At 51.7% G+C, this 26,326-nt stretch carries 22 protein-coding genes; 13 read left to right on the forward strand and 9 right to left on the reverse strand.

The window, feature by feature from the left end:
• Positions 1 to 65: 65 nt before the first annotated feature.
• Positions 66 to 1,532 (reverse strand): mannitol dehydrogenase family protein, encoded by a 1,467-nt coding sequence (locus tag OGX99_RS16410; protein WP_151219857.1) that lies wholly within the window; start codon positions 1,530 to 1,532, stop codon positions 66 to 68.
• A 202-nt stretch (positions 1,533 to 1,734) separates the two neighbouring features.
• Here OGX99_RS16410 and uxuA point away from each other — a divergent pair, with 202 nt between their 5' ends.
• Positions 1,735 to 2,925 (forward strand): mannonate dehydratase, encoded by a 1,191-nt coding sequence (gene uxuA, locus OGX99_RS16415; protein ID WP_187253422.1) that lies wholly within the window; start codon positions 1,735 to 1,737, stop codon positions 2,923 to 2,925.
• Between the two features lie 45 nt (positions 2,926 to 2,970).
• Here uxuA and pdxR read toward each other — a convergent pair whose 3' ends face one another.
• Entirely contained in the window at positions 2,971 to 4,443 is a 1,473-nt protein-coding gene (gene pdxR / locus OGX99_RS16420; RefSeq protein WP_210904556.1) for a MocR-like pyridoxine biosynthesis transcription factor PdxR, read from the reverse strand.
• Positions 4,444 to 4,607: 164 nt separating this feature from the next.
• Between pdxR and torC the strand changes: the two genes are divergently transcribed.
• Genes torC through torD form a run of 3 tightly spaced genes read left to right on the forward strand, consistent with a single transcriptional unit; the run spans position 4,608 to position 8,871 of the window.
• Positions 4,608 to 5,741, forward strand: coding sequence for a pentaheme c-type cytochrome TorC (gene torC, locus OGX99_RS16425; protein WP_210904557.1), 1,134 nt, complete (start codon positions 4,608 to 4,610; stop codon positions 5,739 to 5,741).
• Between the two features lie 9 nt (positions 5,742 to 5,750).
• Positions 5,751 to 8,249: a trimethylamine-N-oxide reductase TorA gene (gene torA / locus OGX99_RS16430; protein WP_151219855.1), complete on the forward strand. Its 2,499-nt coding sequence runs from the start codon at positions 5,751 to 5,753 to the stop codon at positions 8,247 to 8,249.
• Entirely contained in the window at positions 8,239 to 8,871 is a 633-nt protein-coding gene (torD, locus tag OGX99_RS16435) for a molecular chaperone TorD (protein ID WP_151224735.1), read from the forward strand. Before torA ends, torD begins: the two co-directional genes overlap by 11 nt.
• Before the next feature lie 54 nt (positions 8,872 to 8,925).
• Here torD and yeiP read toward each other — a convergent pair whose 3' ends face one another.
• Positions 8,926 to 9,498 carry an elongation factor P-like protein YeiP gene (yeiP, locus tag OGX99_RS16440; RefSeq protein ID WP_151219854.1) on the reverse strand — a complete coding sequence of 191 codons (573 nt, stop codon included), beginning with the start codon at positions 9,496 to 9,498 and terminating at the stop codon, positions 8,926 to 8,928.
• Between the two features lie 158 nt (positions 9,499 to 9,656).
• Here yeiP and OGX99_RS16445 point away from each other — a divergent pair, with 158 nt between their 5' ends.
• Positions 9,657 to 9,911 (forward strand): YkgJ family cysteine cluster protein, encoded by a 255-nt coding sequence (locus OGX99_RS16445; protein ID WP_151219853.1) that lies wholly within the window; start codon positions 9,657 to 9,659, stop codon positions 9,909 to 9,911.
• Here OGX99_RS16445 and setB read toward each other — a convergent pair.
• On the reverse strand, positions 9,908 to 11,089 hold the full coding sequence (gene setB / locus OGX99_RS16450; protein WP_187253417.1) for a sugar efflux transporter SetB: 1,182 nt from the start codon (positions 11,087 to 11,089) through the stop codon (positions 9,908 to 9,910). The genes OGX99_RS16445 and setB overlap by 4 nt on opposite strands.
• A gap of 368 nt (positions 11,090 to 11,457) precedes the next feature.
• Between setB and fruB the strand changes: the two genes are divergently transcribed.
• Genes fruB through fruA form a run of 3 tightly spaced genes read left to right on the forward strand, consistent with a single transcriptional unit; the run spans position 11,458 to position 15,231 of the window.
• Positions 11,458 to 12,588, forward strand: a complete 1,131-nt coding sequence (gene fruB, locus OGX99_RS16455; protein ID WP_151224734.1) for a fused PTS fructose transporter subunit IIA/HPr protein — start codon at positions 11,458 to 11,460, stop codon at positions 12,586 to 12,588.
• A complete protein-coding gene (gene fruK, locus OGX99_RS16460) occupies positions 12,588 to 13,526 on the forward strand; it encodes a 1-phosphofructokinase (protein WP_151219850.1) in 939 nt (312 codons plus the stop codon). The genes fruB and fruK overlap by 1 nt, the downstream gene beginning before the upstream one ends.
• 16 nt (positions 13,527 to 13,542) lie before the next feature.
• On the forward strand, positions 13,543 to 15,231 hold the full coding sequence (fruA, locus tag OGX99_RS16465) for a PTS fructose transporter subunit IIBC (protein ID WP_151219849.1): 1,689 nt from the start codon (positions 13,543 to 13,545) through the stop codon (positions 15,229 to 15,231).
• Between the two features lie 82 nt (positions 15,232 to 15,313).
• On the opposite strand, the gene OGX99_RS16470 is transcribed toward fruA, so the two are convergent.
• Both OGX99_RS16470 and cuyB read right to left on the reverse strand, forming a co-directional pair.
• On the reverse strand, positions 15,314 to 16,612 hold the full coding sequence (locus OGX99_RS16470; protein ID WP_103770442.1) for an anaerobic C4-dicarboxylate transporter: 1,299 nt from the start codon (positions 16,610 to 16,612) through the stop codon (positions 15,314 to 15,316).
• Positions 16,613 to 16,688: 76 nt separating this feature from the next.
• Positions 16,689 to 17,408: a cysteate racemase gene (cuyB, locus tag OGX99_RS16475; RefSeq protein WP_187253416.1), complete on the reverse strand. Its 720-nt coding sequence runs from the start codon at positions 17,406 to 17,408 to the stop codon at positions 16,689 to 16,691.
• 352 nt (positions 17,409 to 17,760) lie between these two features.
• Between cuyB and hypT the strand changes: the two genes are divergently transcribed.
• The 4 genes from hypT to OGX99_RS16495 all read left to right on the forward strand — a co-directional run bounded on the left by hypT (position 17,761) and on the right by OGX99_RS16495 (position 22,185).
• Positions 17,761 to 18,672, forward strand: a complete 912-nt coding sequence (gene hypT / locus OGX99_RS16480; RefSeq protein WP_151219846.1) for a hypochlorite stress DNA-binding transcriptional regulator HypT — start codon at positions 17,761 to 17,763, stop codon at positions 18,670 to 18,672.
• Between the two features lie 301 nt (positions 18,673 to 18,973).
• On the forward strand, positions 18,974 to 19,915 hold the full coding sequence (locus tag OGX99_RS16485; RefSeq protein WP_151224733.1) for a pseudouridine kinase: 942 nt from the start codon (positions 18,974 to 18,976) through the stop codon (positions 19,913 to 19,915).
• Positions 19,903 to 20,838 (forward strand): pseudouridine-5'-phosphate glycosidase, encoded by a 936-nt coding sequence (locus OGX99_RS16490; protein WP_187253415.1) that lies wholly within the window; start codon positions 19,903 to 19,905, stop codon positions 20,836 to 20,838. Before OGX99_RS16485 ends, OGX99_RS16490 begins: the two co-directional genes overlap by 13 nt.
• A gap of 96 nt (positions 20,839 to 20,934) precedes the next feature.
• Positions 20,935 to 22,185 carry a NupC/NupG family nucleoside CNT transporter gene (locus OGX99_RS16495; RefSeq protein ID WP_003840095.1) on the forward strand — a complete coding sequence of 417 codons (1,251 nt, stop codon included), beginning with the start codon at positions 20,935 to 20,937 and terminating at the stop codon, positions 22,183 to 22,185.
• A gap of 46 nt (positions 22,186 to 22,231) precedes the next feature.
• On the opposite strand, the gene OGX99_RS16500 is transcribed toward OGX99_RS16495, so the two are convergent.
• The 3 genes from OGX99_RS16500 to OGX99_RS16510 all read right to left on the reverse strand — a co-directional run bounded on the left by OGX99_RS16500 (position 22,232) and on the right by OGX99_RS16510 (position 25,295).
• Positions 22,232 to 23,320, reverse strand: coding sequence for a sugar kinase (locus OGX99_RS16500; protein WP_151219843.1), 1,089 nt, complete (start codon positions 23,318 to 23,320; stop codon positions 22,232 to 22,234).
• A 2-nt stretch (positions 23,321 to 23,322) separates the two neighbouring features.
• Entirely contained in the window at positions 23,323 to 24,180 is an 858-nt protein-coding gene (nfo, locus tag OGX99_RS16505; RefSeq protein ID WP_151224731.1) for a deoxyribonuclease IV, read from the reverse strand.
• A gap of 65 nt (positions 24,181 to 24,245) precedes the next feature.
• Entirely contained in the window at positions 24,246 to 25,295 is a 1,050-nt protein-coding gene (locus OGX99_RS16510) for a YeiH family protein (protein WP_151219841.1), read from the reverse strand.
• 119 nt (positions 25,296 to 25,414) lie between these two features.
• Here OGX99_RS16510 and yieE point away from each other — a divergent pair, with 119 nt between their 5' ends.
• Positions 25,415 to 26,296 carry a DNA-binding transcriptional regulator YeiE gene (gene yieE, locus OGX99_RS16515; protein WP_151219840.1) on the forward strand — a complete coding sequence of 294 codons (882 nt, stop codon included), beginning with the start codon at positions 25,415 to 25,417 and terminating at the stop codon, positions 26,294 to 26,296.
• Positions 26,297 to 26,326 lie beyond the last annotated feature (30 nt).

Genomic DNA, 26,326 nt, shown 5'->3' on the forward strand with positions numbered 1-26,326 from the left:
ACGGCGAAAAAGAGAAGGGGTGAGAGGACGAAGACGCACTTCGTCCGGTTTAATGGCAGAAATCGTTAATTATTTAACGTGGTAATGACAGCCTGATGTGCTCCGTATTGAGTAATACGTTGCCAGGCTTTTTCAATCGCTGCGACAAACTGCGGATTCTGGACGAGATCGGGAGCGAAAATTTCGCGCAGCGAAAGCAGGGCGCTGACACGTTCTGATTCAGTGCTCTGTTTAACCAGAGCGGTAATCTTCTCACTTAGCGGGTCACGAATATCAATTGCGGCGCCTGAGTCATCCACGCCGCTCACGTAACGCATCCAGCCGGCGACGCCGAGCGCCAGCAGCGGCCACTCGCTTTGACGTGCTAAATGTACGCGGATCCCTTCCAGCATTCGCTGGGGTAATTTCTGACTACCATCCATCGCGATTTGCCAGGTTTTATGCTTCAGCGCCGGGTTGGCAAAGCGCTCAAGCAGACTTAGTGCATATTGGTCCAAATCCACATCGGTAATTTGTAGTGTGGGGGCCTGTTCCTTGAGCATCAGCCGGTAAGCGGCTTCACGAAATGCGCGGTCCTGCATACATTCGCTAATATGCTGGAATCCGGCCAGATAGCCGAGATAAGCGAGAAATGAATGACTGCCGTTCAGCATCCGCAGTTTCATTTGTTCCCATGGCAAGACGTTTTCGACCATCTGCACACCCGCTGCTTCCCATTGTGGGCGGCCAGAGACAAAGTTGTCTTCAATCACCCACTGGATAAACGGTTCGCAGCTGATTGCGCAAGGATCGGCCACGCCCAGTTCGTGGGTAATTTCAGCCAGTGATGCTTCGGTAGCGGCAGGAACGATCCTGTCCACCATGGTGCCCGGAAAACTGACATGCGCCAGGATCCACTGCGCCAGTTCAGGTGAGCGTTTTTTCGCCATTCCCAGCACGGCGTTCTTTACTACGTGACCATTGTCCGGGATGTTATCGCAGGAGAGGACGGTAAACGGTTGCAGTCCACGTTCACGTCGACGGTGCAGTGCTTCAACAATAATTCCGGGCGCGGAGTGCGGTTCAGCCGGTGTCTGCAGATCGTGAATAATACGCGGATTAGAGAGATCCAGCGAACCTGTTGCCGGATCGATACAGTAGCCTTTTTCAGTAATGGTCAATGAGACAATCGCCACCTGAGGCTCGCAGAATTTTTCAATAATGGCTGTCAGCGAATCCAGCGTGGCGTTCAGACATTCGTTGACGGCGCCGATAACAATCGGCTGGTTGCCGTTAGCCCCTTTTTCTAACACCGTAAATAAATGATCCTGTTCGCGCAGCTGACGCATCAGCCGATCGCCGCTAAACAGGCTGATTTCGCAAATTCCCCAATCTCCGCCTTGCGCATTCAGCACCCTGTCGGTCAATAACGCCTGATGGGCGCGGTGAAAAGCACCGAAACCAAAATGCACAATCCGCGTTTTTAATTGCTGGCGGTCGTACTGCGGCATCATGACATTTTCCGCCAGTGGCGCTGAGGCAATAGTTTTCATTAAATACACCTGATTAACCATTAATTAACAATGCCAGTATAAAGTTATATGACAGCAAATTGAATTGGTGTGCCTCATTTATCAGGGGAATGTGAGCTGGATCAATCAATGACCGGCCATCTGTTGATCATCTATGGGATGCCTGTATGGTAGTCATCATTCAGTTAGCTTAATTTGGTATAACAACTTGTGAGGTGAAACAATGGAACAAACCTGGCGTTGGTACGGACCTAACGATCCAGTATCACTTGATGATGTGCGTCAGGCTGGCGCAACGGGTGTTGTGACCGCCTTGCATCATATTCCCAACGGTGAAGTGTGGCCGGTAGAAGAGATTCAAAAACGTCAGGCTATTCTGGCAGAAAAAGACCTGACCTGGTCGGTGGTGGAAAGTATTCCTGTTCACGAAGATATCAAAACACGTTCAGGTCAATATCAAACGTGGATTGCCAACTATCAACAGAGTATCCGTAATCTGGCGACCTGTGGCATCGATACCGTGTGCTATAACTTCATGCCGATCCTTGACTGGACGCGTACCGACCTCGAATATCAGCTGCCCGACGGCTCCAAAGCGCTGCGATTTGATCAGATTGCTTTTGCGGCCTTTGAACTGCACATTTTGCAACGCCCGGGAGCTGAAGCGGATTACACCGAAGAAGAACAACGTCAGGCGCTCGACTACTTCAATGCCATGAGCGATGCCGATATTGAAAAGCTGACCCGTAACATCATTGCCGGCCTGCCGGGTGCGGAGGAGGGTTATACGCTGGATCAGTTCCGTGCGCGCCTTGCCGAATATGACGGCATCAGCAAAGACGATCTGCGCGATAACATGGCGGTATTCCTGCGGGCGATTGTGCCAGTGGCAGAAGAAGTCGGCGTGCGCCTGGCCGTGCACCCTGACGATCCGCCGCGTCCGATCCTCGGCCTGCCGCGCATCGTTTCGACTATCGAAGATATGCAGTGGCTGAAAGAAACTGTCGACAGCATTAATAACGGTTTCACTATGTGTACCGGCTCTTACGGCGTACGCGCTGATAATGACCTGGTGAAAATGATCGAAACCTTTGGCGATCGCATCCACTTTACACACCTGCGCTCAACCTGCCGTGAAGAGAACCCAAAAACCTTCCACGAAGGTGCGCATCTGCAGGGCGATGTGGATATGGTATCGGTGGTGGCTGCCATCCTTAACGAAGAGCAGCGACGTAAAAAAGCGGGTGATTTGCGGCCTATCCCTATGCGTCCTGATCATGGACACCAGATGCTTGACGATCTGCACAAGAAAACCAATCCGGGCTACTCTGCGATCGGCCGCCTGAAAGGACTGGCGGAAGTTCGCGGCGTTGAGCTGGCGCTGAAACAAACGCAGTTCCGCGATCTGCTGTAAGGCTAACAACAGGGATTGTGCCACAGGTACAATCCCCGCTGTTTATCAAGGCTGTGTTAGCGCCAGCTCCAGCACCGACAACACCTTATTGATCTGCTGTATCTGCAACCCGCCAAAGCCAAAAAACATTACTGCGTCTCTGTTTTCCTTACGCCACACGGCTTCTGACCCATTTTCTATATCCGGCAGCGTGTCAAAGCGGATCCCTGCCAGCAGGCAACGCTGCTGCAGCCTCGCTATCGTATCGGGGTGTCTGTCAATGCGTAAAGAGAGGTGCAGACCCGCCGTTGCGCCAGCGATTTTCCCTGCCGAAAACAGACTGGAAAGGCCATCGCGTAACAAGATAAGGCGCGCGGCGTAACTGCAGGCCAGTTTACTGATGTGCGTATAAAACACCTGATTTTGCATTAATTCGGCTAAGAATTGCTGTAATAACCACTGACTCCCGTTGTTGTTAAGCGCTTTCATATTCTGTACCGCCGGGAGCAGTTCATCTGGGCAAATGAGATAGCCAAGACGTGCCCCCGGTCCCAGCGTTTTAGAAAATGTTCCCATGTAGATAACCCGATTGTGATAATCCATGGCTTTCAGCGCAGGGAGGGGATTCTCGCCATAGGTAAACACAGCATCATAATCATCTTCAATGATATAAGCGCCGACGCGCTGCGCCCACGTCAATAACGACTGACGACGCTCCAGCGAAAGTACGCTTCCCATCGGATATTGATGAGCTGGGGTTACATAGCAAAGCTGGGTTTCCGCTTCGGGTAAATTATCTGTTTGCAGTCCGTGGTTATCTACCGCAATTGACGTAATATCTGCGCCATAATAATTAAACAGATGCCATGCGCCAGAATAACAAGGGGACTCGGTCACAACGTGGCACTTTTTTTGCTGACTGACAGCATGATGAATAATAAATATTTGACTAAGCAGTGACAATCCTTCCTGAATCCCGTTGGTAATAATGATGTTCTCTGCCCGGGTATTAATGCCGCGAGTTAAATTAAGGTATCTGACTAATTGCTCACGCAGTGAAAATAATCCGTTTGGTGAATGATATCGGGTAAATAATTGTTCTTTAAACACGCTCGGGGCATTATTCCATTTTCTCCAGCTTGCCCAGGGAAAAGCATTGGGGTCGGGGACGCCTATCCGGCAGTAGCATTCCCGCCCGGGTTCTGCGTAAACATCGGTAGAGACCCCGGCAGCTTTAGGTTTTACCGGTGGGGAGCCCTGAGTCACGGGCGCATGCACTGGGGTTACACGTACAGGCCTGGTGAATATCACCTCATAGCCAATGCCGTGTCGGCTCTTAATTAACCCAGCTGCCATCAGCTTGTCATAGGCCATCACTACCGTTATTTTAGCAACGTGCAATACCTGAGCCTGCTCGCGAATAGAGGGGAGTTTGTCTCCACAAAGCAAATCACCCTGCTGAATGGCCTGGAAATAAAATTGAAATATCTGCAGTTGCAGTGGAGTACGGCTTTCTCTATTGAGCGTCAGTGTTAGCATAAGAAATTCCTTATTTACAGATGGTCACTATATTACGAATTTCTGATCTTTACTATTTGACTCACCTCATAGAGTGGATGCTGTTCCTATAATTTGCTTTCGCTGTCTCTATTTTTGATTTTTATTATCCCTTAGCGTGTCGCTATTAAAAAATGGAGGCAAGCATGTCGTGGATAAGAAAAAGCGCACTGTGGTGTGTATTCGCCGGAGCGGTAGTCATGGCCCTGGCTATTTGGGGAGCGTGGCAAGGCGTTCATTACACCAGTACGACCGAGTTTTGTTTATCGTGTCACTCAATGCGTACGGCAGGAGAGGAGTATAAAACCAGCGTGCATTTTCGCAATGCTTCTGGCGTGCGTGCGGAGTGTAAGGATTGTCATATTCCACCTGGCATCGTCCCAACGTTGGTTCGTAAAACGCAGGCCTTAAACGATCTCTATCACACCTTTATTTCCCCTTCGATTGATACCCCAGAAAAATTTACCGCAAAACGGGCGGAGCTGGCCCAGAGGGAATGGGCACGTATGAGCGCGAATAATTCAGCGGCGTGTAAATCTTGCCACAGCTACGAGGCGATGGATCACGGCAAGCAATCAGCCAATGCGGCGGCGCAAATGACCGCGGCGGCGGCAAAAAACAGTAACTGTATCGATTGCCACAAAGGCATTGCTCATCACAAACCCGATATGAGCAGCGGTTTTCGCGATCGCTATAAGCAGCTACAGCATCAGGGGGCGTCGTTGTCACAGGTGAGTACGCTGTTCTCGCTAAGCGAAAAAGCCCTGACGGCTACGGCAGGGAGCGCGGCAGGTAAAGCGCTTTTGTTTCCTGCCACCGAGGTCAAGGTGCTGCAAAAAGAGGGCAACAACCTACAACTTGAAGTAACAGGTTGGCGTGAAAGTAAAGGGCGTGGGCGGGTGATTACCCAGTATATGGGGAAGCGCGTTTTCTCCGCTGTGCTCGATGACGCCCTGATGGCTAACGTAAACGTGTTGCAAACTCAGGTCGATCCTGACTCACATCAGCAATGGCAACAAGTGAGCGTCACCGCCTGGACCTCCGCGCAGGACTTTATCAACACGCTGGATCCCATCTGGGAATACTCGGATCAAATGCTGCAATCCACTTGTAGCGCCTGTCACAGCACGCCCCCAACCACACGCTATACCGCCAACGGCTGGATCGCCGGATTGAAAGCGATGTCGACCTACTACCGGCTTAACCCGGTGGAAGAACGCACGTTGTTGAAATATCTCCAGACCCACGCCAGCGATGTGTCCGACCCTAATAACAATTAAGGATAATGTATGGATATTCATGACGTTAATTCGTCCCGCCGCCGTTTTCTGAGCGGTATGCTGGCGGTAGGCGTTGCCAGCGCACTGGCGCCCAATCCACTGATATCAAAAGTGTGGGCCGCGGGAGAAAACCCCGAGCAGTGGATCCAGTCCGGTTCACATTATGGTGCTTTTGAAGCCAAAGTGGTCAACGGCGAATGGACAGAAACACGCCCGTTCAAACATGACAAATGGCCCTGCGATATGCTGAACGCGGTGCGCGAGGTGGTCTATAACCCTTCGCGGGTACGCTACCCGATGGTGCGTCTGGACTGGCTGCGCAAGCGGGAAAAGTCTGACCGCAGCCAGCGCGGAGATAACCGTTTTGTACGGGTGAGCTGGAGTCGGGCGCTGGATCTGTTTTACGAAGAGCTGGAGCGGGTGCAAAAAACCTACGGCTCATCGGGCGTATTTACCGGGCTTGCCGACTGGCAAATGGTGGGCAAATACCATAAAGCGGGCGGGGCAATGGACCGGGCACTTGGTCTGCATGGTAGCTATGTGACAACTGTCGGTGACTACTCTGCGGCAGCGGCACAGGTCATTTTGCCGCATGTGATGGGGTCGCTGGAGGTTTATGAGCAGCAAACGTCACTGCCGCTGGTTATTCAGAGCAGTAATACCATTGTGCTGTGGGGCTGCGATCCGATCAAGAATCTACAGATCGAGTTTTTGGTTCCCGATCACGACGCGTTTGGCTATTGGCAGCAGATTAAAGAAGCGGTTGCGCAGGGTAAGCTGCGCGTTGTCAGCGTTGATCCGGTGCGTAGCAAGTCGCAAAACTATCTTGGCTGTGAACAACTGGCGTTGCGACCACAAACGGATGTCGCGTTAATGCTGGCGCTGGCGCATACCCTGTATGAAGAAAAACTGTATGACACGGCATTCATTAACGATTACACCGTGGGTTTTGAACAGTTTTTGCCCTATCTGCTTGGGGAGAGTGACAAGCAGCCGAAAAATGCCGAATGGGCGGCCGAAATCTGTGGTCTGACGGCGGAGCAGATCCGTGACTTCGCCCGCCTGCTGGTCAAGGGACGGACACAGTTTATGGGGGGCTGGTGCGTACAGCGTATGCATCATGGCGAGCAGTATCCGTGGATGCTGGTGGTACTGGCCAGCATGGTTGGACAAATTGGCTTGCCGGGCGGCGGGGTCGGATTTGGCTGGCACTATAACGGCGGTGGGACGGTGACATCGACCGGGCCAGTGCTCACCGGGCTGGGGAGTATTAATAATCCGCCGGAGGCGAAGTACAAAGCGGATTTTCGCGGTGCTTCTGAGCATATTCCCACCTCACGTATCGTTGATTGCCTGCTTGCGCCAGGCAACAAGATTGCCTTCAACGGTGAGACGTTAACGTATCCTGACATCAAAATGGCGATCTACAGTGCGGCCAATCCCTTCCATGCGCAGCAGGACAGGAACCGCATGATCGACGCGTGGAAAAAGCTGGAAACCGTGGTGGTGTTAGATCACCAATGGACCGCGTCGTGCCGTTTTGCCGATATCGTCCTGCCTGTGACCACCCGCTTTGAACGTAACGATATTGAGCAGTTTGGTACGCATTCGAATAAAGGGTTGATGGCGCTGCATCAGATTGTTAAACCGCAATACGAAGCGCGGCATGACTTTGATATCTTTGCCGGGTTGTGTAAGCGCTTTGATAAGGAAACTGTGTACCGTGAAAACCGGGATGAAATGCAGTGGATACAGGCGCTTTATGACGAAGGCGTGAAGATGGGGGCGTCGCTCGGCGTCACCTTACCGGACTTCACTACATTCTGGCAGGGGGAAGGCTACATTGAGTATCCGGCGGGGCAACCGTGGGTGCGTCACGGTGAGTTTCGCGACCAGCCTGATCTTAATCCGTTGGGAACGCCGTCTGGTTTGATTGAAATCTACAGCAAAACCATCGCAGGCTTCGCCTACAAGGACTGTCCGGGGCATCCGGTGTGGATGGAGCCATTTGAGCGTACCCATAGCGGCAAAACAGATAAATACCCGCTGCATCTGCAATCCTGCCACCCGGATAAACGTCTGCACTCCCAGTTGTGCTCCAGCGAGGCGTTTCGCAACACCTACGCGGTTGCCGGGAGAGAGCCGCTTTACATCAGCGAACAGGACGCCGCCGCGCGTGGTTTAAAAGCCGGTGATATCGCCCGTGTCTTTAACGCTCGTGGCCAGGTGTTGGCTGGTGTGGTGGTCAGTCCGGATTTTACCCCAGGCGTGATCCGCATTCATGAAGGGGCGTGGTACTCCCCGCAGGAAGGGGGGAAAGCCGGAACGTTATGCACCTATGGTGATCCGAACGTACTGAGCGCGGATATGGGTACTTCGCAACTGGCTCAGGGGCCGTCGGCGCATACCGTGCTGGTGGAGGTCGAACGTTATCAGCAGAAAGCTCCGCAGGTGACGGCATTTGGTGGACCGCAGACGGTGCAAGAGGAGGGGGCAAGTGCAGCATAATCAAATTCATCTACAACGTGCGGCGATCTACCAATGGTTTTCACAATTGTTATTTCGTGAGCTGGACGAAAAACAGCTCACCAGTCTGGAAAGCGGCGAGCATCGGGCGTGGATTGCATCACTGGCGGCGATCCCCGGATTGTCTGCCGAGGTAAAACAATTTGAGCGTAGCCTGGCTCGGGCTTTGCGGCGGGACTCCCGACAGTTGGAACTGGCTGCAGATTTTGCCTCGCTGTTTCTGCTGGCACCGCCTGTGAGTGTTTCTCCCTACGCAGGACACTATCCGCACACGACAGCTGCAGCAGAACGCCGGCAAATGAATGTTCTGTTGGTCGAACAAGGGCTGGCGGCGCGGGAAAATGAACCTTCCGATCATATTGCCGTACAACTGGCATTGATGGCGAGGATGGTTGCTAAAGAGGAGCCGTTCTCAACACAGTATTACTTTTTACATCATCATATTCTGTGCTGGGCACCGTTATTTCGCGACGCTTGTCTGGTGCGGGATAACGAGGGGTTTTATCCTCAGGCGGTTAATCTGATAGTGCGTTTTATGCGCGAGGATGAACAGTATCTGGAAACGCTGTTGATGGATGATTTTTATTTCAGCAGTCAGTGCTGAAAATGACAAAGGGACAGCCTGCGCTGTCCCTTGTCGTCGATGAGCGGCAGAAAATTAATCCGCGCGACCCATATAGCGACGTTCTTCGATATGAATTCGGATTTTCTCACCCGCACTCAGATACTCAGGAACAAGAATAACCAGACCGGTGCTCAGGGTCGCCGGTTTGTTACGCGCACTTGCTGAGGCGCCTTTAATGCCCGGTGCCGTTTCAACGATCTCCAGGTCTACCGTTTGCGGCAGTTCAAGCGCCAACAACTGGCCGTCCCAGGTCAGTACCTGCATATCTGGCATTCCACCTTCCGGCATGAACAGCAGCTCTTCTTCAATCTGGTCTTTGGTGAAGGTATACGGGGTATAGTCTTCTTTATCCATAAAGACGTATTCGTTGCCATCGACGTAGGAGAAATCAACGCCACGACGGCTCAGGGTGACGGTATCAACAATATCATCGCCTTTGAAGCGCTCTTCAACTTTCAGACCGGTACGAACATCAGAAAAACGCATTTTGTACAGCGTTGCAGCGCCGCGTGCGGTGGGTGACTGAATGTCAATATCTTTTACAATCAACAGTTTGCCGTTGTAATTCAGTACCATACCTTTTTTAATTTCGTTCGCTCTTGGCATCGAAAAAATCCTGTAATGAGGGGTGTCTAAAATATCGCGTAAAACTACTCGCGCTGGGGCATTCAGGCAAGCGGAATTCATGCTTTTGCTGGTGCAAAAAAGGTGTTACTGTGCGCTTCCCGCACAATCCGATGGTTTACGCTTAAGAGAGTACTTGTATGGAATGCCGTCCGGATTGTGGTGCATGCTGCACCGCACCTTCAATCTCCAGCCCCATCCCCGGCATGCCACAAGGCAAGCCCGCTAATACGCCATGTGTTCAGCTTGATGAATCCCTGCGCTGTAAAATTTTTGGCTCGCCGCTGCGACCAAAAGTGTGCGCCGGTTTACAGCCCAGTGCGGAAATGTGCGGACAGACGACGCACCAGGCCATGGTGTATCTTATTGAGCTCGAAACACTGACCGCACCTTAAACATCTTTTATGCGCGCCAGGCACACGACGGTGGCGACTATCATCACCAGCGCAAACCAGAACACTGCGTGATAGTTCCAGATTTCTGCGGCAATACCCGCCAGCGAACCGGCAATAATCCAGCCCACGCGAATAGTATTCGTATAAAGGGTCGTGGCTGAACCCGCCTGTCCCGGCATCAGGTCCTGGAAATAGAGCATGCCAATCCCGCCGAGAATACCGATGTAAATTGCGTTCAGCAGCTGTAAGCCAAGCAATATCGCGGGAGAGTGAGCCAACAACATACCGGCATAAAAGAAAAATCCAGCGACGACGGCAATTCGCATCAACAGGCGTTTACCTAAACGCTTAGCGAAGTATCCGGCAATCAGCATGGTTGGGATCTCCAGTCCTGCGGCGGTTCCCATCATGATGCCCGCCAGTTTTTCCGGCAGATGCAGTTCGTTGATAATAAACAGTGGCATATTAATGATATAGAGACTATTGGTTCCCCACATTAATGTGCATATAACAAACAACAGCAGTGTATCGCGTCGATTGCGCCTTGGGGCCTCCACCGCGCCTGTCGCGAGCGGCACGTTTTTACTCATTGAGGGTAAGAACAACCAGACCATTATGCCGCAGACAATAAATGCCACTGCCGCACTGAGGTACATGACCGTAAAGCTGAACCCCATGGCCAGCGCGTAGGCCAGCGGCGGGCCAATCACCCAGGCCAGCGAAACCTGCGCACGTAATATTGAACTGAACATGACGGCTTCCCGTCCCGTACGGTCGGCATGCTCGCGAGCGAGGGCAAACATTTGCGGGTTGGCGGTCGAACCAAAGCTGCTGAGGAATACCCCGACAAACAACAAGATAAAATAGTTACGGTTCCAGGCGAAAAGCACGCAGGCCAGCATCCCCAGCACGCAGCAAAATACGATCAAGTTTTTGCGATCGCCCTTTTTATCTGAACGTCCGGCCAGAAACTGACTCACCAAAATGCCGATTACGGCGCTACCGGTAAAAAAGAACCCGACCATGCCGGGACGGGCATGGACTTCATCCGTCAGAAAAAGACTAAGCGTTGGCGTCTGCAACGCACCGGCGATACCCGTCAGAAATGCGACAAGCAGGAACGCCGCAGACGTTAAATCAAACGCCCGGGGTGAGGCGGCTACGGGGGTGTTATGCATGTTTTGATATCAATGATGTGAAGAGACGCGGAGTTTACGCTGCTTGTCAGAAAATAAACAGGGAGCCAAATCAAAATCGGCATTAAAAATCAAAATAGCATTTCAGTCAGAGAATGCAGTTTGCTGACGTAGCTGAATTTGACAAGCTGACGCCGTTTTTGCGTCAGCAATTTGATCTCTGGCGAAGAGAAAATGTGCGTTATCTCTAAATTCAGCAAGTAATTTGTTAACTTTACTTGTGTGCTGCACAAAAAAGAGCAAGACTTCTTGAAACGTTTCAGCGTCATCTCGCCATAACTGATGGAGTCAGGTGACGCCATTTTTCTCATGTTGGCTGAATCGTTTCAATTCAGCGGGAGAGGAGAACCATGTTCCAGTTATCTGTTCAGGATATTCACCCGGGCGAACAGGCCGGGAATAAAGAAGAGGCTATTCGCCAGGTTGCCGCTGCCTTAGTGCAGGCGGGTAACGTCGCGGAAGGCTACGTCAATGGCATGCTGGCGCGTGAACAACAGACGTCCACGTTCCTCGGCAACGGTATTGCTATTCCTCACGGTACGACGGACACGCGCGATCAAGTGTTGAAAACCGGTGTGCAGGTGTTTCAGTTTCCGCAGGGTGTGACCTGGGGAGAGGGGCAGGTTGCATATGTGGCGATCGGTATTGCCGCCAGCTCGGATGAGCACCTCGGTTTGCTGCGTCAGCTGACGCACGTACTGAGTGATGACTCCGTCGCTGAACAGCTGAAATCTGCGACCACGGCGGAAGAACTGCGCGCGTTGCTGATGGGTGAAAAGCAAAGCGAACAGCTAAAGCTTGATAACGAAACGCTGTCGCTGGACGTCGTTGCCAACTCGCTGGTAACGCTGCAGGCGCTCAACGCGGCGCGGCTGAAAGAGGTCGGTGCGGTTGACACCGCCTTTGTCGCCAGAGCGATAAATGAGCATCCGATGAATCTCGGCCAGGGTATCTGGCTGAATGACTGTGCTGAAGGTAACGTGCGTAGCGCCGTTGCGGTCAGCCGCGTAGCGACAGCGTTTGATGTACAAGGTGAAGCTGCGGCCCTGCTGGTGACTGTCGCCATGAATGACGATCAACCGGTTGCGGTGCTGAAGCGTCTTGGCGATCTGCTGCTGAATAATAAAGCTGACCGTTTGTTGAAAGCCGATGCGGCAACGTTGCTGGCGCTGCTGACCAGCGATGACGCCTTAACTGATGATGTACTGAGCGCCGAATTTATTGTGCGCAATGAGCATGGCTTACACGCCCGTCCGGGCACCATGCTGGTGAATACGATCAAACAATTTAACAGTGAAATTACCGTGACAAATCTTGATGGAACCGGCAAACCGGCGAATGGACGCAGTCTGATGAAAGTTGTGGCATTAGGCGTGAAGAAAGGACATCACCTGCGCTTTACCGCCCAGGGCGAGGATGCTGAACAGGCGCTGAAAGCGATTGGCGAAGCCATCGCGGCAGGTCTTGGGGAGGGCGCGTAATGAGCAGACGTGTTGCTACTATCACCCTCAACCCGGCATACGACCTGGTGGGTTTCTGCCCGGAAATTGAACGCGGTGAAGTGAACCTGGTTAAAACAACCGGTCTGCACGCGGCAGGGAAAGGGATTAACGTCGCTAAAGTTCTGAAAGATTTAGGTATTGATGTCACGGTAGGCGGTTTCCTGGGTAAAGACAACCAGGATGGTTTCCAGCAGTTGTTTAGCGAGCTGGGCATTGCCAACCGTTTTCAGGTTGTACAAGGGCGTACCCGTATCAACGTCAAGCTGACCGAAAAAGACGGCGAAGTGACCGATTTTAATTTCTCCGGCTTTGACGTCACCCCGGCTGACTGGGAACGTTTTGTGAATGACTCCCTGAGCTGGCTGGGCCAGTTCGACATGGTGTGCGTCAGCGGCAGTTTGCCGACTGGCGTGAGCCCGGAAGCCTTCACCGACTGGATGACTCGCCTGCGCAGTCAGTGTCCTTGCATTATCTTTGATAGTAGTCGTGAAGCGCTGGTGGCGGGTCTGAAAGCAGCACCGTGGCTGGTGAAACCAAACCGTCGGGAGCTGGAAATCTGGGCGGGCCGTAAGCTGCCGGAAATGAAAGATGTGATTGAAGCGGCGCATGCGCTGCGCGAGCAGGGGATTGCTCACGTGGTGATTTCACTTGGCGCAGAAGGTGCGCTGTGGGTTAACGCTTCAGGTGAATGGATTGCTAAACCACCGTCAGTTGACGTGGTTAGCACCGTAGGCGCGGGCGATTCAATGGTTGGCGGTCTGATTTACGGGCTGCTGATGCGTGAGTCCAGCGAACATACCCTGCGTCTGGCGACAGCTGTTGCCGCCCTGGCGGTAAGCCAAAGCAATGTGGGCATTACCGATCGTCCTCAGTTGGCCGCAATGATGGCGCGTGTCGACTTAAAACCGTTTAACTGACAGCAGGAGAGGCATAATGAAAACGCTGCTGATTATTGACGCTAATCTCGGCCAGGCTCGCGCTTACATGGCGAAAACCCTGCTTGGAGCGGCGGCGCAGAAAGCACATCTTGAAATTATTGATAATCCGAATGATGCAGAACTGGCAATTGTTCTGGGCGACACGCTTCCTGCCGACAGTTCGCTGAACGGCAAAAAAGTCTGGCTGGGCGATATAGGTCGTGCAGTTGCGCATCCTGAACTGTTCCTCAGCGAAGCAAAAGGTCATGCAAAACCATACAGCGCTCCGGTTGCAACAGCGCCTGTGACCAGTAGTGGTCCAAAACGCGTTGTGGCGGTGACGGCTTGTCCGACCGGCGTTGCGCATACGTTTATGGCTGCTGAAGCTATTGAAACAGAAGCGAAAAAACGTGGCTGGTGGGTGAAGGTTGAAACCCGTGGTTCTGTTGGCGCAGGCAATGCTATTACGCCGGAAGAGGTGGCTCAGGCGGACCTGGTGATTGTGGCGGCTGACATTGAAGTTGATCTGGCGAAGTTTGCCGGGAAACCAATGTACCGTACGTCTACTGGTCTCGCACTGAAGAAAACCAAGCAGGAGCTGGACAAAGCGCTGGAAGAAGCAACGCCGTATCAGCCAACCGGCAAAGCGCAGACTTCAGCAACCGAAGGTAAGAAAGAGAGTGCGGGTGCATATCGTCACCTGCTGACGGGCGTGTCCTATATGCTGCCGATGGTGGTTGCTGGCGGTCTGTGTATTGCACTCTCATTCGCTTTTGGCATTGAAGCATTTAAAGAGCAGGGTACGCTGGCGGCGGCGTTGATGCAGATTGGCGGTGGTTCAGCCTTTGCGTTGATGGTGCCGGTTCTGGCGGGTTATATCGCGTTTTCCATCGCTGACCGTCCGGGTCTGACGCCGGGTCTTATCGGCGGTATGCTTGCGGTGAGTACGGGGTCCGGCTTTATTGGCGGGATTATTGCCGGTTTCCTTGCGGGTTATGTGGCAAAACTCATCAGTACGAAGCTGAAACTCCCACAGAGTATGGAAGCGCTGAAGCCGATCCTGATCATTCCGCTGCTTTCAAGTCTGGTGGTGGGCCTGGCCATGATCTACCTGATCGGTAAACCAGTAGCCGGTATTTTGGAAGGTCTGACCCACTGGCTGCAAACCATGGGCACAGCGAATGCGGTACTGCTTGGGGCAATTCTTGGCGGCATGATGTGTACCGACATGGGCGGTCCGGTTAACAAAGCGGCGTATGCTTTCGGTGTGGGTCTGCTCAGTACGCAAACCTATGCGCCGATGGCTGCCATCATGGCGGCAGGTATGGTGCCTCCGTTGGCGCTGGGTCTGGCAACGCTGGTTGCGCGTCGTAAGTTCGACAAAGCGCAGCAGGAAGGCGGTAAAGCAGCGCTGGTGCTGGGCCTGTGCTTTATCACCGAAGGGGCTATCCCATTCGCTGCCCGTGACCCGATGCGTGTTCTGCCTTGCTGTATCGTGGGCGGCGCGATTACCGGTGCTATCTCGATGGCGGTAGGTGCGAAGCTGATGGCACCGCACGGTGGTCTGTTCGTGCTGTTGATTCCTGGCGCAATTACACCGGTACTGGGATACCTGCTGGCCATTATCGCCGGTACGCTGGTAGCCGGGCTTTCCTACGCGGTACTGAAACGCCCGGAAGCAGAGGTTGTGGCAAAAGCGGCATGATTGAATGCTGATATCGGGGGCAGAGATTTCTCTGCCCCTTTTTTTTATCTATTAACCGCCGCCCGGAGAGGTGTAAAACGGTTCAGGCAATCATTGGCGCGATGATAAAACCAAAGGCAACGCCTGCGATGATCCCCCCCAGTCCTGGCAGCATAAACGGATGGTTTAAGACATACTTACCCACGCGCGTTGTCCCGGTGGTGTCGAACTCCATTGCTGCCAGCGAAGTGGGATACGTGGGTAGAACAAATACCCCGGTGACTGCCACATAGGAAGCCAGAATCGCCCAGGTGGGTACACCGAGCGCAACGGCAAGCGGGATAATCAGCGGCGTGGTGGCTCCCTGCGAATAGAGAAGCGCGCAGGTACCAAACAGCACCAGAGCCAATAGCATCGGATAAGCCCGTAGAATGTCGCCCGCGATATCCTTTATCCCTGTTAAGTGGGCGTCAATGAAGGTTGTGCCCAGCGTAACAATCCCCAGAATCACCGCCAACGAACTCATTCCCGCACGGAACGTGGATGTCAGGACAATGGCGTCAGTTGATGTTTTGCATAACACCACCATCAGACACGCGGCAGCCAGCATGCAGATAATGATAATGTCCCTTGTATTCATTGGGTTACCTGCATCGAATCCGGGGCGTAGTTGAGGGCATGCGGCAAGAATAACGATGACGACCGTTGCCAACATAAACAGGGCTACTGACAGTCTGGCACCCGGCGTAGTGCTGTTTTGCCCTTCGTATTTACGCACCAACCCTTTTTGCAGACGTTCCAGATAGACTTCATCATCCTGTAGTTCACATCCCTGACGGGAAGCGATAAACGCTGCGACCATCGCGGCGACAAACGAGGCTGGCAGACACACCGCCATGACCTGGATAAAGCTGATACCGTTGCCTTCCATTATGGTCAGCATAGCCGCCATTGCGGCACTGATCGGCGAGCCGGATATTGCCACCTGAGAGGCCACGACGGATCCTGCGAGGGTACGAGAAGGGCGGATACCTGATTCTTTGGCAACTTCGGCAATCACCGGTAAAGTGGAAAAGACAATGAATCCTGTTCCCGCCATAATGGTCATTGACCAGGTGATAATTGGCGCAATTATATTGATATATTTAGGGTTGCGACGCATAAAATTGCCGGCGACACGAACCAGATAATCCATACCACCGGCGGCTTGTAGTGCAGAGGCAGCCACTACCACCGTCATAATAATGAGAATCACGTCAACGGGTGGCGAACCAATTTGTAACCCAAATCCCAGTGTTAAAATAGCCAGCCCCAATCCACCACATAAACCAATACCAATACCGCCGAGGCGGATACCAAAAAATATTGCGCCCAACACTACGATAATTTCCAGCCAAATCATAATGGCCTCCGCCAGAGAGTGATTCGTTATTAATGTGAGTGTTTATTTGATGCGATAATTAACCTGAATTTTATTTTCATTGCGCTAAAAGATGATTTTTTCCAACACGTTTCTCGTACCATTTAATACCGGCGCGAACCAACGAACCGGTTGAATCAATATATTTTTCGGGTGACATTTTGACTGCCTCAGCAAGAATGACGGGAACTTCAGTACATCCCAGCACGATGACCTGTGCGCCGCGTGAGAAGAGTGCTTCTGCCTGTTCATTCATCAGCGTTTGCGCCCGCTTAACCTCACCGGCTTTTAAGCAATAGATACTTTCCATCACCTTTTCCTGACTGGCCGAGTCAGGGCTGACGCAGGTTAACCCAAGAGATTCTATGCCCTTTTGATAGAGACCCATGTACAATGTGGCGTTGGTAGCGAGTAATCCGATACGCGATTTTCCACAGTTCCTGACCTCGTTGATAGTCGTTTCAACAATGCTCAGCAGCTCTGTGTGACAGCACTTTTTTAATTCGTCAAACCAAAAGTGGGCGGTATTACAGGGGATCACAATACATTCGGCACCAGCATCTTCAAGTTTATGCATATAATCGCGCATTGCCGGGAGTGGGGAATTACCATGATGCATTAACGCGTCGGTTCGGTCAGGAATATCTGGAATAGAGGAAATAATTAATGGGATATGTTCCTGGTCACGTTGTGCTACGGTAAAGGTGACAAACTTATTAAACAGATCGACGGTTGCAGCTGGTCCCATACCACCCAGTACGCCAATTAAACCTTTCACGATATATACCTCGACTGACCGATAATTAATATTCAGATCTGGATTGTGTCTGCTGATCATGTTTAACAGCAGTGAGACGCGAGGAGAAATGCAATAATGTTGGGTTCAATGCAAAAACTGCATAGCTGCGGTTTCTTTTGCATTCTCGGTAGGCCAGTATTTAGCCAGGGACCTGACGTTCCAGCGCCGCTAAGCGGTCGTAGCCGTTGAGCAAAGGAACCTGTTAATGTTAAAAACGAACGTTTGATGCAAAAAACAAATCATCAGGTGTTGATGATGAATATCATCTGCGGAAATATTCAGGCATGATGTATCAGGTTAATCGGCATATTTCAAAATCCGTGTGATACGCATGAAAAATATTGAGACAAAATGGTTATATGACTTTCTGACGCTGGAAGCGTGCCGTCATTTTTCCCAGGCGGCTGAGGAACGCAACATTTCCCAACCAGCATTTAGCCGACGGATCAAAGCACTCGAATCCGCCGTAGGCGTGTTACTTTTTGATCGTACAACGAGCCCCCTGCAACTCACGGAGGAGGGCAAGCTATTCCATTCGCAAACCCGTAGCCTGCTGCAACAGCTGGAATGTAATCTGGATGAGCTAAGTGGCCACAACTTGCTTGGGGTACCCAATATTAAAATTGCGGCGGCACATTCTCTGTCGCTGACGATGTTGCCCAGATTAGTGCACGCAATGGCAGCCTGGGGTGAGGAATTTGTCTGGCACGTCGAAGCTATCGATGTTGTTCAGGCGGTGAATACTCTGCGCGAGGGGAAAAGTGATTTTATTATCTCTTTTCGGGATGAAGACTTAATGCAGTCACCATTCTGCGGCTTGAAGGTTTTTGAGTCTGAGCTGTATCCCGTCTGTGCGGCTGATGCGCAGGGAAAACCGTTGTTTGATCTCTATCAGCCGCAGGCGCCAATTTTGAACTATACCAGCACATCCTACATGGGGAGACTGGTAAACCGCCATTTGGCAGAAGTAGGCGGTATTTCAGCACGAACGCTGTTTATGTCTTCGATGAGTGAGTTATTGAAAAATATGGCCTTGGATGGGCATGGTATCGCCTGGTTACCGGCGTGGACTATCGTAAACGAACTGCGCGATAAGCGGCTGGTTTGCCTGCAGACACCGGAACTGATGGTGCCTATTCAGGCCTATATTTACCGGATGGACACTCGCCTGAATAAAACGGCTGAGCACTTTTGGCGGATTTTGTACAACCATATGCCAGAGGATCTGGTTTCGCTTAGTTGATACGCGCCAGTTCGTTTGGCGTGTCTGAAAATCTCCGGTTATGACCAAGGATACCTTTTGATTTGATCAATTTGTGTACTACCTCTCATTTCCTCTCTCCCTGATAAACTGTATCTATAAAAAATTGTGATTCTGTTCATATCTATCGACTTTATAGCTTGTGGATAGATTTACTTTGTCAAAAACACGCTTACTATGAACACGTGTTTGATGATGAACAAGTGCTCTAATAACCTAATATGTGGCGTTGGTTATTTTTAACGAACTCATTTGTGGCAAGTTAATTGCCAGGGGACGTGCTATGCGTGAAAAGGAATACATCGTAACGATTGGCTCAGCCAATATGGATGTTGCTGGGTATTCGCATGCCTCACTAAATTATGCGGATTCTAACCCAGGTAAAATTAAATTCACCCCCGGCGGCGTAGGACGCAATATTGCTCATAATCTCGCGCTGCTGGGTAAAAATTCGTGGTTGCTAACAGCGGTTGGTAACGATTTTTATGGTCAATCATTGTTGGCACAAACCAATCAATCTGGAGTACATGTTGATAAGTGTCTTATCGTTCCCGGAGAAAATACATCAAGTTATTTATCGTTGCTTGATAACACCGGTGAAATGTTAGTTGCTATTAATGATATGAGTATTACCGAACATATTTCAGCAGAATTTTTATCGCAGCATTTTGATTTTATTCGGCAGGCAAAAGTCATTATCGCCGATTGCAATATCAATGAAGACGCTCTGGCATGGGTACTGGAAAATGCCGGAGATGTTCCGGTGTTTGTTGACCCGGTATCGGCCTGGAAGTGTGTGAAAATTCGCAGGCGTCTTGCAAAAATTCACACCCTCAAACCAAATCGCCTTGAAGCCGAAACGCTTAGCGGTATTGCGCTTTCCGGGCGCGATGACGTTGGAAAAGTCGCTGCGTGGTTTCATGATCGTGGCTTAAACCGGCTGGTGCTTAGCATGGGGGGCGACGGTGTTTATTACAGCGATATTACGGGGAATTGCGGTTGGTCGCTCCCCATTAAAACTCGCGTCATTAATGTTACAGGGGCTGGCGATGCGATGATGGCTGGACTGGCTTCCTGCTGGGTAGACGGTATGCCCTTTATTGATTCTGTCCGATTTGCGCAGGCGTGTTCATCAATGGCATTAGCCTGTGAATATACCAATAACCCTGATTTGTCTGTTGCGAATGTTAGCTTAATAGTGGAGAACACAGAATGTCTGAATTAACTCTTTCCTCTGAATTATTACAAATATCACCAGAAGTTCAGCAAGCATTAAACAGTAAAAAACCGATTGTTGCGCTTGAATCAACCATTATTTCTCATGGTATGCCATTTCCGCAGAATGCTCAGACAGCGATTGAAGTAGAAGAAACTATTCGTAAGCACGGCGCTGTTCCTGCGACCATTGCCATTATCGGCGGAATAATGAAAGTAGGTTTAAGTAAAGATGAAATTGAGTTGCTTGGACGAGAAGGACATAATGTTACTAAAGTCAGCCGTCGTGATTTGCCATTTGTGGTCGCGGCAGGGAAAAATGGTGCCACCACCGTTGCCTCTACGATGATTATTGCCGCGTTGGCCGGAATTAAAGTATTTGCGACCGGGGGAATTGGCGGCGTTCATCGTGGTGCTGAACATACGTTTGATATTTCCGCAGATCTACAGGAACTGGCACATACCAATGTCACGGTAATTTGTGCCGGGGCGAAATCTATTTTGGATCTCGGTTTAACGACTGAATATTTAGAAACCTTTGGCGTACCGTTAATTGGTTATCAGACAACATCGCTCCCGGCATTTTTCTGTCGTACCAGTCCTTTTGAAGTCAGTATCCGTCTGGACAGCGCGAAAGAGATTGCCCGCGCCATGGCGGTGAAATGGCAAACGGGTCTCAATGGAGGCCTGGTTGTCGCCAATCCAATCCCGGAGCAGTTTGCTATGGCCGAAGAGAAAATTAATGCGGCTATCGATCGGGCGGTAAAAGAAGCGGAAGAGCAGGGCGTCGTGGGTAAAGAAAGTACGCCGTTCCTGTTGGCGCGAGTTGCGGAGCTGACCGGCGGCGACAGTCTGAAATCAAATATTCAGCTGGTGTTCAACAACGCAGTGCTGGCCTGTGAAATTGCGAAGGAGTATCAACGCCTCGCCTGACAGAATTTCCCGGGCAGAATGCGGTCGCCCGCGAATATCAAACCTACCAAAACCTGGCGATAACGCTGGGTTTCCTGGCATGAAGGGAATTTCATTATGGATATAATGAGAAGTGTTGTGGGTATGGTGGTATTACTGGCCATCGCGTTTCTGCTGTCAGTAAATAAAAAACGTATTAGTCTGCGCACTGTTGGGGCTGCGCTGGTACTGCAAATAGCCATCGGCGGCATTATGCTCTATTTCCCGCCGGGAAAATGGCTGGTTGAACAGGCCGCGCTCGGCGTGCACAAGGTGATGTCATATAGTGATGCAGGTAGCGCATTTATCTTCGGCTCTCTGGTTGGGCCAAAAATGGATGTGCTGTTTGACGGGGCCGGGTTTATTTTCGCCTTCCGGGTGCTCCCGGCCATCATTTTTGTGACCGCACTCATCAGTCTGCTCTACTACATTGGCGTGATGGGGCTGTTGATCCGCATCCTCGGCGGTATTTTCCAGAAGGCGCTGAATATCAGTAAGATCGAGTCATTTGTCGCCGTAACCACGATTTTCCTCGGGCAAAACGAGATCCCGGCAATCGTGAAACCGTTTATTGATCGCCTGAATCGCAATGAGTTGTTTACCGCTATCTGTAGCGGGATGGCCTCGATTGCTGGCTCAATGATGATTGGTTACGCCGGAATGGGCGTCCCGATTGATTATTTGTTGGCGGCATCCTTGATGGCAATCCCTGGCGGTATTTTGTTCGCGCGTATGCTGAGTCCGGCAACGGAAGAATCTCGCGTCACCTTTGAAAACCTGTCATTTACTGAAACACCACCGAAAAGCATCATCGAGGCGGCGGCGAGTGGGGCGATGACCGGGCTGAAGATCGCCGCAGGTGTGGCGACAGTAGTTATGGCATTTGTCGCCATTATCGCGCTGATTAACGGTATTATCGGCGGAATTGGTGGTTGGTTTGGTTTTGGCCACGCCACTCTGGAAGGGATCTTTGGCTATGTGTTAGCCCCGCTGGCGTGGATTATGGGCGTGGACTGGAGTGATGCGACGCTGGCAGGTAGCCTGATTGGACAGAAGCTGGCGATCAACGAATTTGTCGCTTATCTCAACTTCTCGCCGTATCTGCAAACGGGCGGGACGCTGGACGTGAAGACCATCGCGATTATCTCGTTTGCGCTGTGTGGTTTCGCGAACTTCGGTTCGATTGGCGTCGTGGTCGGGGCATTTTCGGCGATTGCGCCACAGCGTGCACCGGAAATCGCGCAGCTTGGAATGCGAGCGCTGGCAGCAGCAACGCTGTCGAACCTGATGAGCGCCACTATCGCCGGTTTCTTTATCGGACTGGCATAAAATAAAGTTTGTAGGCCGGATAAGCGTAGCGCTATCCGGCAGACATTCAAGCTGTTTGCAGCAAATACAGAGCGTTATCCGCAGAGAGCGTTGGGTTGTTGATACTGACGCTGGCCCGCGATAATGCCGCGCAGGCCATGGCAAAGCGCGCGCTTTCACGAAACTCACTGCCTTCCAGAAAGCTGTACAGTAATCCCGCCATAAAAGCGTCATCGGCACCAAAACTGTCTACCACCGTATGCTCAGGCGGCGTCAATAAAAACTGTTCGCCGTCCTTTTCGCTGCAAAAAACGGATTCATCTTCCAGGCAGACAAAAATGCGTTTTACCCCTTGCTGATGCAGGCTATTGACGGCCTGTACGCGATCCGCATCAGTATGAATAGGTTGGCCCCATAAAATCGCCAGCTCTTTCTGCGTGGGTTTAAGCGTATGAATACGCGTAAACCAGGTCTTCATTTTTGCCGCTTTGAACTCTGAAACGGTGTCAATAAATACCGGAATGTCATCGGCAATAGTAAAGACCCACTCAATGGCTTCGGCGGTCAGATTGCAATCGGCCAGTACGACACCGGAATGGCGGATCAAATCTCGCGAACTGTTCAGCAACTGCGGCGTCAACTGTTGCAGGATATGGGTATCGTTAATGGCCAGGACGGTCTCTTCCCGCTGATTAGCGATCGACAGGTAGGTTGAGGTATTGTGTCCATGCAGACGAATGCAGCTGGAAACGTTAACACCAGCCTGACGCGTTTGTTCCAGCAATGTTTCGCCATAGAAGTCACTGCCAACAGCGGAAATTAAATGTACGTCGCGCCCCAGCAGCGCCAGGTTGTGGGCGATGTTACGTCCTACACCGCCCGCTGAGCAATGAATGCTACCAGGGTTAGAGGCTGCCTGAGGATAATGGATGTCTGCAACACCCCGGATATCCATGTTGATAGCCCCTACAACCACGCAATAATCCTGTTCGGTAAGGATATAACCTTTACCTTTGATCATGCCTTTACGCATTAAATCCATAATATGCGCAGCGACGCGTGAACGGCTGATCTGCAAAATATCGGCGATTTCATTCTGCTGAATCAACGGATTGCGGCGCAGGATCTTAAGGATCTGCTTTTCCCTGTCGTTCATGATTAGGCCACCGCTTTTTCTGTTTGCTGGGCTTTCAGCCAGGCAATCTCTTCTGCCCAGATATCTGGATTAATGGTTTCCAGCACCAGCGGAATGCCGTCAAAACGATTGTCCTGCATAATCCATCGGAATGCGTCGTGGCCAATATTGCCTTCACCCAAGCTGTGGTGACGGTCAACGCGGCTGCCAAACGTGCTCTTGGCGTCGTTCAGGTGCATACCGCGCAGATATTTGAAGCCGACAATACGTTCAAATTCCGCAAACGTCTTTTCGCATTCCTCAACGGAACGCAAATCGTAACCGGCCGCGAAGGCGTGGCAGGTATCAATACAGACGCCGACACGGGATTTATCTTCTACGCCGTCGATAATGGCGGCCAGGTGCTCAAACTTAAAGCCAAGGTTGCTGCCCTGTCCGGCGGTATTTTCAATTACCGCTGTAACGCCCTGGGTCTGGGCGAGGGCGATGTTGATGGATTCGGCAATGCGCGCCAGACATTCATCTTCCGGGATCTGCATCAAATGGCTGCCCGGGTGAAAGTTCAACAGGGATAGGCCAAGCTGTTCGCAGCGCTGCATTTCATCGATAAACGCCTCGCGTGATTTTTCCAGCGCATCGCTGACCGGATGACCGAGATTTATCAGGTAGCTGTCGTGAGGCAGGATTTGCGCGGAAGTATAGTGATACTTCTCGCAGGCAGATTTGAAACCATCAATGATTTCGGTGGTCAGCGGCGCGGCACGCCACTGACGCTGATTCTTGGTGAACAGGGCGAATGCGGTCGCTTCGATTTCTGCGGCTCGAATAGCGGCGTTAGCCAGACCGCCAGCGGCGCTTACGTGCGCTCCAATATATTTCATAAATTAAACCCGCCATACTCAAAAGGGGAGAGTATAGCGGGTTAATGGGGGGGAGTCGTGCTCGTTTATGCCATCAGTGCGTGGATAGCGAGGTTAATCGCGCCACCGCCCACAATCAGCCAGACAAACAGCAGTAGGGCCATCAGTAACGGTTTAGCACCGGCTTTTTTCAGGGCGCTAACGTGAGTGGTCAGCCCCAGTGCGGCCATCGCCATTGCCAGCAAAATGGTATCCAGTGTTACCAGCATATTCACTACCGACTGCGGCAGAAAGTGGAACGAGTTAAAAATCGCGACCACAATGAACAGGATGGCAAACCACGGAATGGTGATTTTGCTCTTCTCACCACCGGTGGCCGGAGAAAGCTGTTTAACGCGAGCGGCCAACAGGATAAGGAACGGTGCCAGCATCATGACGCGCAGCATTTTGGCAATAACCGCGGCGTTTTCCGCATCCGGGTTAATGGCGTGACCGGCAGCCACAACCTGAGCGACTTCATGCATGGTGGAACCAATGTAAATGCCGTAGGTTTCCGGGCTAAACCAGTGCGCCAGTAGCGGGTACATCGCCGGATACAGGAAGATAGCGATGGTACCGAAGATGACCACTGTGGCGACAGCGACGGTCACCTTACTGGCTTCCGCTTTCACCACCGGTTCAGTTGCCAGCACGGCGGCGGCACCACAAATGCTGCTCCCCGCGCCAATCAGCCAACTGGTATGGCGGTCCAGACCAAACACTTTCTGCCCAAGGAAGCAGGCAATCATAAAGGTACTGCTTAGTGTTAACACATCAATCACGATACCGCTGACGCCAACGTCAGCAATTTGCGCGAAGGTGAGGCGAAACCCGTAGAGGATAATCCCCAGACGCAATAAATGTTGTTTAGCAAACAGCACACCGCCGTCACAGCTTTTCCAGATGTGCGGATAGACGGTATTGCCGAGAACCATCCCCAGTAAGATTGCCAGGGTGAGGGCGCTGAACCCGGCACCTGCGACGGCGGGAATGGATCCACCCCATAAGGCGACCCCAGTGATAACTGCACTCAGGGCGAGCCCCGGAATAAAATGCCACGCTGTACGACGATGAGTCTGCAAGGTGAGTTCTGTCATATCCTTCTCCTTTATCTGGGTAAAAGAGTACGGCGAAGTGGTATAAAAATAAAATTGATTATATATTTATAATTAATCTCTATAAGTGGTAAGTGACGGATATCCGGTGGAAAACGACTATGCATATCACCCTGCGACAACTTGAAGTGTTTGCTGAGGTATTAAAAAGCGGCTCAACGACCCAGGCGTCTGTCATGCTGGCATTGTCGCAGTCGGCGGTGAGTGCCGCGCTTACCGATCTGGAAGGACAGCTTGGCGTACAGCTCTTTGACCGGGTGGGCAAACGACTGGTAGTCAACGAGCACGGGCGCTTGCTCTACCCACGGGCGCTGGCACTACTCGAGCAAACGACCGAAATCGAACAGCTTTTCCGCGAAGATAATGGTGCCATTCGGGTTTATGCCAGTAGCACCATTGGCAACTATATTCTGCCTGCCATGATCGCCCGCTATCGGCATGATTTCCCCGATTTGCCGCTGGAGCTTAGCGTGGGCAACAGCCAGGATGTGATCAATGCGGTACTGGATTTCCGGGTAGATATCGGGCTGATTGAAGGGCCGTGTCATAGTACGGAAATAATCTCTGAACCGTGGCTTGAAGACGAGCTGGTAGTGTTCGCGGCACCGTCGTCACCGCTGACAAAGGGACCCGTTACGCTGGAACAGCTGGCTGCTTCGCCGTGGATCCTGCGTGAACGAGGATCAGGTACGCGTGAACTGGTGGATTACCTGCTGTTGTCTCATTTACCGAGATTTCAGATGGCAATGGAGTTGGGTAACTCCGAGGCCATTAAGCATGCGGTGCGCCATGGTCTCGGGATCAGCTGTTTGTCGCGGCGGGTCATTGCCGAGCAGTTACAGGCGGGAACGCTGAGCGAAGTTCCCGTGCCGCTTCCGCATTTGGTCCGCACGCTATGGCGTGTTCATCATCGACAAAAACATATCTCCAATGCCATTACGCGCTTTTTGCACTACAGCGACCAGGTAGAGCAGGGGGAATAAGACGTTCACTGTCGTGATGACTCCTTTTTG

The organism is Citrobacter sp. Cu096 (assembly GCF_030332285.1).
GTDB lineage: Bacteria > Pseudomonadota > Gammaproteobacteria > Enterobacterales > Enterobacteriaceae > Citrobacter > Citrobacter meridianamericanus.